The 7,334-nt window shown below is 74.1% G+C and carries 8 protein-coding genes; 3 read left to right on the top strand and 5 right to left on the bottom strand.

The window, feature by feature from the left end; all coding sequences use genetic code 11:
- Both HGA02_RS06875 and HGA02_RS06880 read right to left on the bottom strand, forming a co-directional pair.
- Positions 1–651: MFS transporter (locus tag HGA02_RS06875; RefSeq protein WP_168678404.1), on the bottom strand; the 651-nt coding region annotated here is incomplete at its 3' end.
- Entirely contained in the window at positions 648–1,007 is a 360-nt protein-coding gene (locus tag HGA02_RS06880) for an ArsR/SmtB family transcription factor (protein WP_168678407.1), read from the bottom strand. The genes HGA02_RS06875 and HGA02_RS06880, both read right to left, overlap by 4 nt.
- A 207-nt stretch (positions 1,008–1,214) precedes the next feature.
- Between HGA02_RS06880 and HGA02_RS06885 the strand changes: the two genes are divergently transcribed.
- Positions 1,215–1,781: a manganese efflux pump MntP gene (locus tag HGA02_RS06885; protein WP_124341084.1), complete on the top strand. Its 567-nt coding sequence runs from the start codon at positions 1,215–1,217 to the stop codon at positions 1,779–1,781.
- A 50-nt stretch (positions 1,782–1,831) separates the two neighbouring features.
- Here the strand turns inward: HGA02_RS06885 and HGA02_RS06890 are convergent, their stop codons facing one another.
- The 3 genes from HGA02_RS06890 to HGA02_RS06900 all read right to left on the bottom strand — a co-directional run bounded on the left by HGA02_RS06890 (position 1,832) and on the right by HGA02_RS06900 (position 6,129).
- Entirely contained in the window at positions 1,832–4,333 is a 2,502-nt protein-coding gene (locus HGA02_RS06890) for a PQQ-dependent sugar dehydrogenase (protein WP_246247510.1), read from the bottom strand.
- A 115-nt stretch (positions 4,334–4,448) separates the two neighbouring features.
- Entirely contained in the window at positions 4,449–4,766 is a 318-nt protein-coding gene (locus HGA02_RS06895; RefSeq protein ID WP_210728258.1) for a PAAR domain-containing protein, read from the bottom strand.
- Between the two features lie 34 nt (positions 4,767–4,800).
- Positions 4,801–6,129 carry a COG1470 family protein gene (locus tag HGA02_RS06900; RefSeq protein WP_124341082.1) on the bottom strand — a complete coding sequence of 443 codons (1,329 nt, stop codon included), beginning with the start codon at positions 6,127–6,129 and terminating at the stop codon, positions 4,801–4,803.
- A gap of 166 nt (positions 6,130–6,295) precedes the next feature.
- Here HGA02_RS06900 and HGA02_RS06905 point away from each other — a divergent pair, with 166 nt between their 5' ends.
- The gene (locus tag HGA02_RS06905) at positions 6,296–6,919 is read left to right on the top strand and encodes a helix-turn-helix transcriptional regulator (protein WP_168678406.1); all 624 of its coding nucleotides are present in this window, start codon (positions 6,296–6,298) and stop codon (positions 6,917–6,919) included.
- Positions 6,920–7,036: 117 nt separating this feature from the next.
- Positions 7,037–7,334 (top strand): hypothetical protein (locus HGA02_RS06910; protein WP_210728259.1); only part of this gene is annotated, 298 nt, incomplete at its 3' end.

The following is a 7,334-nucleotide window of genomic DNA, read 5'->3' on the forward strand; positions in this document are numbered from 1 at the left end:
GACCAGGAGCACGGCGCCGTGCCGCACGCGCGCCCCGAGCGGCAGCTCGGCGAACCCGGCGTCATCGCCGCCGGTCGACGCGCGCGGCCGCCCGATCGCGACGGTCGCGACCAGGACCGCGGACGCGGCGAACCCGACCGCGGTCCCGACGAACAGCGCGTGCGACGGGATGAGCAGCAGGAGCGCCGCGGCGAGCACGGGCGACAGGACCATCTCGAGGTCGTCGGCGAGCCGCGCGAGCGACAGCGCCTGCGTGTACTCGCGCTCGTCGGGCAGGACGTCGGGGACGAGCGCCTGCCAGGTCGGGGTGTGCGTCGCGGACGCGGCCTGCAGGACCAGGACCAGGACGTAGACCTGCCAGGTCGCGTCGACGAACGGCAGGCACAGCGCGGCGGCGGCGCGGACGACGTCGGCGGTCACGAGCACGGCGCGGCGCGGCAGCCGCACGACGAGGGCCGCGGCGAGGGGCGCGACGACGACGTACGCGACCATCTTGATCGCGAAGACCGTGCCGAGGACCTGGCCCGCGCGGTCGCCCGCGACGTCGTAGGCGAGCAGCCCGAGCGCGACGGTCGCGAGCCCGGTGCCGGCGAGGGAGACGACCTGGGCGGTGAACAGCCGGCGGAACGTGGGGTGGGCGAGCGCGGTCACGAGGTCGGGTGGCTCCGGTGGTGGGCGGGGACGTCCTCGATCGCGCGCTGCGCCTGGTAGACGGCCTGCGTGACGAGCGTGCGGGCGTGCTCGTCGACGAGCGAGTAGAAGACGCGCGTGCCGTCCTGGCGGGTCTTGACGATGCGTCCCCAGCGCAGCTTGGCGAGGTGCTGGGAGACGGACGTGGGCGACTTCTCGACGATGTCCGCGAGGTGGTTGACCGACAGCTCCCCGTCCCGCAGCGCCAGGACGATGCGGACGCGCGTGGGGTCGGCGAGCAGCGAGAACACCTCGACGACGAGGTCGACGTAGGACGAGTCGATGCCGAGGCCGTCTTCCTGCCTATCTGCATGCATGCGCAGATAATAAGCACGACGTGCGGTGCGCATGCGCGAGTTCGGCCGCCCGGATCCCCGTTTTCGCAGGTCACGCGACCAGAAGTTCCGAGACCGTTCTCACAGGCGCTCGGGTACCACCGCTCGCGCACAGACCCGTACGGTCGACCGCCGGGCCGCCCCCGCGTCCCTCGGCCTCGCGGCCGCCGTCCGACCGGAAGTCCCCCGATGTCGACCTGGGCGCTGCTCCTGATCGCCCTCAGCCTCTCCGCCGACGCGTTCGCCGTCGCGCTCGGCAAGGGCCTGCACATCCGCCGCCTGTCGTTCCGCGACACCGCCGCCATCGCCGTCGCGTTCGGCGCGTTCCAGGGCCTCATGCCGCTGCTCGGCTGGCTGCTGGGCGTGCGGCTCGCCGACTCCATCACCGAGGTCGACCACTGGATCGCCTTCGGGCTGCTCGCCGTGATCGGCGGGAAGATGCTCTACGAGGCGTTCACGCAGGGCGACGACGACGAGCCCGACGAGGACCACATCGGCCTGCGCGAGCTGCTCGTGCTGTCGGTCGCCACGAGCATCGACGCGCTCGCCGTCGGGATCGGGTTCGCGTTCCTCGACGTGCCGATCGTCGGCGCGGCCGTCCTCATCGGCGTCGTGACGCTCGTCGTCTCGCTCGCCGGGGTCCTGATCGGCCACCGCGTCGGCGTCCGCTTCCGCGGGCCGGCCGAGGTCGTCGGCGGCGTCATCCTCATCCTGATCGGCGTCCGCATCCTGCTGGACCACCTGGGCGTCTGGTAGCGACGCCGCACGGGCCGGGCGGGCCGCGACCCACGCGCCGCAGCGCGACGCTACGGGCGCAGGCGGGTCGTCGGGACGATCTCCGACGTCTGCGACGTGCTCGACCAGCGGAGCTCGGCGACCGCGTTCCGCAGGTTGTCGAAGTACTCGAGCACGATCGGCACCGACTGCCCCGCGGTCAGCGTGACGGTCCCGGTGTCGACGCGGCGGGAGTGGTTCGTCCACTGGTCGATGACCAGCTTCCCGTCGACCCACAGCCGCACGCCGTCGTCCGACGTCGTCGCGAACGTGTACGTCTGCGAGTACCGCGGCACGACCGAGCCGCTCCACCGGACCGAGAACGTGTCGGCTCCGATGCCGCTCACGGGTGCCGCGAGCCCCCAGTCGAACGCGACGCCCGGGTCGGTGCGCGTGACCGTCGCGCCCGTGAGGTCGACGTTGTCGTAGTAGACGGCCCGGAGCCCGCGCAGCCCGAGCGTCGCGGTCAGGGTCGCCGCCGCGGACGGTGTCCGCCACGTCCGGCTCGCGGCCGTCGAGCCGTCCGACCACCGGTCGAGCTCGTACGTGCGCCCCTGCGCGTCCTGCTGCGACGGCACCGCGAGCCGCAGGTCGAAGCCCGCCCACGACGTGAGCGTCGTCGGGCCCGTGACCGTCTGGCCGTTGACCGTGAGCGTGCGTCCGGCGGGCGACGTCGCGAGCGTCACGTCGACCTTCCGTGGCAGGAAGTCGCGCGTCACGGTCGTCGTCGCGCCCTGCGAGTCCGTCGCGGTGAGCGCGATCCGCAGGTGGCTGTTCGCGGCGGCCGCGAGGTCCTCGGGTCCGGGGGCCTCGAACGACACCGACGTGCCCGTCACCGGGCCGAGGAACGGGTGCGTGTGCTGGTCGTGCACGCGCACGACCGTCCACGACAGGCGCGACCCCGGCACGGTGCCGTCCTGCGCGTCGGTCGCCGAGCCGCTCAGCGTGTACGACTGGCCGACGACGAACGTCGCACCCGCGGCGGGCGTGGTGATCTGCGCGGTCGGCGCGGTGTTGCCCGAGCTGATCCGGGTCGTCACGGCCGCCGAGGTGGCACCCTGCGGGTCGCGCACGCGCAGCGTCGCGGTCCACGTGCCCGCCGCGTACGTGTGCTGGACGGTCGGGCTCGTGGTCGTCGCGTCGGGCGTCCCGTCGCCGAACTGCCACAGGTAGGTGAGCGCGCCGCCGTCGGGGTCGCTGCTGCCGCGGCCGTCGAGCGTCGTGGTGAGCGGTGCCGCGCCGCTCGTCGGGGACGCGGTGAGCGCCGCCGTGGGCGTGCGGTTGGCGGTGCCCGTGTACGCGAGCCGCCGGATCTCGCCGCCGTTCGCGTACGTCGTGTAGTAGAGCGCCTGGCTGCCCGACCACGGCCCGAACTCGAGGTGCACCGCTGCTCCGAGGCCCGTCGAGACGTCCGTGCGCACCCCGCCCTTCAGCATCATCAGCTTGCCGCAGTTGTAGTCGCTGAACAGGTACCCGTCCTCGTACGCCGCGGGCCAGACGCCGTCGGGGACGAACGCGCCGCCCGTGATCGAGCCGCAGCCCGTGCTCCGGCCGTAGTCGTGGATCGGGTTCGTCATCCCGGCCGGGAGCGCGCCGCCGCAATTCGTCGCCGACCCCGTCTGCGCGCAGTGCCCCTCACGGACCGGCCAGCCGTAGTCCGCGCCCGACGTGCCGAGGTCGATCTCCTCCCACACGTTCTGGCCGACGTCGTTGACGTGGAAGACCGTGCCGCTCGCGTCCGGGTCGAACGCGAACCGGAACGGGTTCCGCAGGCCCCACGCGAACGTCTCGCGGCAGATGGTCCCCGCCGCCGCAGGGGCCAGGCGGCAGGACGCCGACCCGGTGCCGAGGAAGGGGTTGCCCGGGGCCGGGGCGCCGGTGGTCCGGTCGACGCGCAGGATCTTGCCGTTCAGCACGTTGCGGTCCCGCGACGCGTCGTTGTTGCCGCCGCAGCCGCTGTCGCCCTTGTAGTCGCAGCCGCCGTCGCCCGTCGAGACGTAGAGGTAGCCGTCCTTGCCGACGTGCACGTCGCCCGCGTTGTGGTTGCCCGCCGGGGACGCGATGCCGTCGAGCAGGACCGTCTCGCTCGCCGGGTCGACGACGTTGTCGTCACCGAGGACGAAGCGCGACACCCGGTTCACCGGCGCGCCGGCCGGGGTGCCGCCCTGGCTCGTCGGGCAGGTCGTGCCCGTGCGCGCCGTGTAGAAGAGGTAGATCGCGCGCGTCGCCGGGTCGGGGTCCGTCGCGACGCCCAGCAGGCCGCGCTCCGAGTTCGTGCAGAGCCGGCTCGACAAGTTCAGCGCGGGCGTCGCGAGCAGGGTGCCCGCGGCCGTGCGGACCCGCAGGCTCCCCGACTGCTGCGTGACGAGCATGCGCCCGTCGGCGGTGAACGCGATCGCGGACGGGTTCGGCACGGTCGCGACGAGCTGCTCCGTGAACCCCGCCGGGACGGCGCCCGTCGCGGGTGGCGGACCGGCCACGACCAGCCCGGCGGCGACCAGGGCCCCCGTCACCACCGCCACGAGCGTGCGCATGCCGTTCATCGAGGCCCCCGTCCTCGTCGACGCGTCAGGCCGCCACCATCCCCCCACCCAACCGGCAGCGCAACGCCTCGGACCGATTCACCGCGGATCCCGCGGCCCGCAGGCGTCAGCCGCCGATGATGACCGTCGGGCAGCCGGGGCCCGGGACGACCGGGGTGCCGTGCATGCTCGTGTCGGCGAGGCGGGCCGCCGGGAAGTTGCCGATCAGGACGGTGAGCGAGCCCATCGCGATGCCGTTGGGCGCGGGCGACACGCACGGGATGCCGCCGGGCACCGCGTTGGCGACGGCGGCCGGCTGGTTGCCGATGAGGACCGTCATGACCCCGGCGGCGGGCGTGATCGGGCCGCCGACGTGCGGCTTCGGGCCGTCGAACAGCGGGCACAGGGCGCTGTCGCCGACGCGCAGCGCGGGACCCATGGGCATGCGTGGCCTCCCGTCGGGTGGGCCGCCGGGGCGGTCAGGGGGCGGGCGGCGGGGCGGGGACGGCGAGCTGACCGCTGAAGACGAGCGCGTCGTCGCACTGCGTGGGCGGTGACGTCTCGTTCTGCGGCTGCCCGGGCGCCCGGCAGATCACGGACATCGTGAGGGCCGTGCCGGACGGCAGGACGATCGGCGTCTGGAAGTGGAAGTCGTTGTCGCGGAAGTTCTCGAGCGCGACGTCGAACAGCACCGCGGGGTCGCCGCCGGCGGGGGTCTGCGTGAGCAGCAGCCGGCCGAAGTCGCCCTGGGGGTTGTTGAGGACGAGGTCGGTGAGCCGGAACGTGCCGCCGTCGGGCACGACGAACGGGTCGGCGTCGACCGCGGTCGGGGACGGCGGCGTCTGGACCGTCATGCGCTGCGTCGTGGGCGTGAGGATCTCGGTCGGCGGCAGGAAGTTCTGCGTGAGGTCCTCCATCTGCGCGACCTGCTCCTGCGCGGCGGCGGCCGCCTGCCCGGCACCGGTCGACGCCTGCTGCGCGGAGGTCGCGGCCTGCTGCGCGGCAGCGGCGGCCTCCTGCGCCTGCGCGACCTCGTCCTCGACGGACGACTTCGCGGCCGACTCGATGACCGGCTTCAGGAGCGTGAACCACAGCAGCGCGAGCAGCGCGAGCAGGAGCAGCAGGGCCAGCAAGGCCTTGAAGAACCACTTGGGGATCGTCGCGACCTGCACGTGCGCACCGTCGAGCAGGACGGGCGTCGTGTTCTCCGCGGCGGCGGTCACGGTGAACGGCATCGTCACGTCGGGGCCGCGCCACAGCCGCTTCTCGGGCTTGACGCGCACGTCGGCGAACTCGACGGTGCCGGGGTTCACGGCGAGGATCTGCGGGCGCACGCGGAACGCCAGCGCGCCGTTGTCGTCGGCGGCCGTGAGCGACACCGTCACGGGGACGTTGCCGCGGTTGTCGAGCGCGACGCGGTGCCGCGCCCCGCTCCGGCCGTGCGACGTGCGCGGCAGCAGCTCGGCGGTCGTGTCGAGGAACGGCAGGACCTCGACGACGCCCTCGGGGATCACCGTCTCGTCGACGTGCTCGAACGGGACGACGCGGATGCCGAAGTCGAGCGTCCCCGCGGGCACGGCCGCGGACCGTGGCGGCGCGAACCGCACGGTCGCGGTCGTCGTCGTGCCCGGGTAGAGGCCCTCGATGACGGCCGGCTCGACCGTCGTCCACGCCGCGGGCGCGCCCAGCACCTCGATGCGGTAGCCCTCCACCACGTCACCCGTGTTGCGGATCTGCAGCGGGACGACCGCCTCGGTGCCGGGGCTGAGCTCCACGCGCGCCGAGTCCAGCTTCGCCGTCGTCGTCATGCTCGCGACGCTAGGAGCGGGGTCGCGCGCGCGGTACGGCCTGCGGCCCGGCCGGAGGGGCACCGCGGATGCCCGTTGAGTCGTTGTTGACTGCACGATCAGTGCGCCCCGGCACGCTGTCCGTCAGTGCACCCGAGCAGCGGGTGCCACGGCGCAGGGGGCGACGATGGACAGGGTGGCCGTGTGGGTCAGCGCGAGGGACCCGATCTCGGAGGCAGGGGTGGTGAGCGCGCTGCGGCCGCGTCCCGAGGTGCGCGTGGTGCCCGCGGAGGAGGCGCCCAACGCGCAGGTCGCCGTCGTGGTCGCGGACTCGGTGGACGACGACGCGCTGCGCCTGGTCCGGATGGTGCGGCGGCAGAGCGCCGCGCAGGCCGTGCTCGTCGCGGGCCGGCTCGAGGACGGCGACGTGGTCACCGCGGTCGAGGCCGGCGTGCTCGGGCTCGTGCGCCGCGCCGAGGCCACGCCCGACCGGCTCGTCCGCGTGATCTGCGGCGCCGCGACCGGTGAGGGCAGCGTGCCCCCCGACCTGCTGGGACGCCTGCTCGACCAGGTCGGCACGCTGCAGCGGCAGGTGCTGCGGCCGCGCGGGCTGACGTTCACCGGGCTCGCGTCGCGCGAGATCGAGGTGCTGCGGCTCGTCGCCGACGGGTACGACACCTCGGAGATCGCGCAGCACCTCGCGTACTCCGAGCGGACCGTGAAGAACGTGCTGCACGACGTCACGACCCGTCTGCAGCTGCGCAACCGGTCGCACGCCGTGGCGTACGCGCTGCGCGAAGGTCTCATCTGACCGCTGCCCCTTCGGCACCTTCCGGCTGCCCCGACGGCTGACCGGGCGCGGGTGCTCGGGCTGTGCAGCGGACGGCACCGTAAGGGGTCCGCACCGCGGAGGGCAGGAGGAGGCGTCGTGCGCCGAGCACTCACGGCCGGGCTGGTCGCCGCCGTCGTGCTGCCCTCGGCGGTCCTCGCGGCGTCGGGGGTCGGCCCGCGGCCCGCGGCGCTGCCGACACCACTCGTCACCGAGCCGCGGCTCGCGTACGCGGACTCCGAGCAGCGCCTGATGTCGGTCCTCGTCAGCGACCCGCCCGAGCCCGAACCTGAGCCGGAGCCCGAGCCCGAGCCCGAGCCCGAGCCCGAGCCCGAGGATCCCGGCGGGATCGCCGCCGGCCCCGGCGGTGCCGGAGGGCTGCTCGGCGCGGGCGGGA

Source organism: Cellulomonas septica, assembly GCF_012396155.1.
Classification (GTDB): domain Bacteria; phylum Actinomycetota; class Actinomycetes; order Actinomycetales; family Cellulomonadaceae; genus Cellulomonas; species Cellulomonas septica.

Coding starts and splice junctions, on each gene's coding strand:
- HGA02_RS06880 (WP_168678407.1), bottom strand. CDS start 1,007: ATGCATGCAGATAGGCAGGAAGACGGCCTCGGCATCGACTCGTCCTAC.
- HGA02_RS06885 (WP_124341084.1), top strand. CDS start 1,215: ATGTCGACCTGGGCGCTGCTCCTGATCGCCCTCAGCCTCTCCGCCGAC.
- HGA02_RS06890 (WP_246247510.1), bottom strand. CDS start 4,333: ATGCGCACGCTCGTGGCGGTGGTGACGGGGGCCCTGGTCGCCGCCGGG.
- HGA02_RS06895 (WP_210728258.1), bottom strand. CDS start 4,766: ATGCCCATGGGTCCCGCGCTGCGCGTCGGCGACAGCGCCCTGTGCCCG.
- HGA02_RS06900 (WP_124341082.1), bottom strand. CDS start 6,129: ATGACGACGACGGCGAAGCTGGACTCGGCGCGCGTGGAGCTCAGCCCC.
- HGA02_RS06905 (WP_168678406.1), top strand. CDS start 6,296: ATGGACAGGGTGGCCGTGTGGGTCAGCGCGAGGGACCCGATCTCGGAG.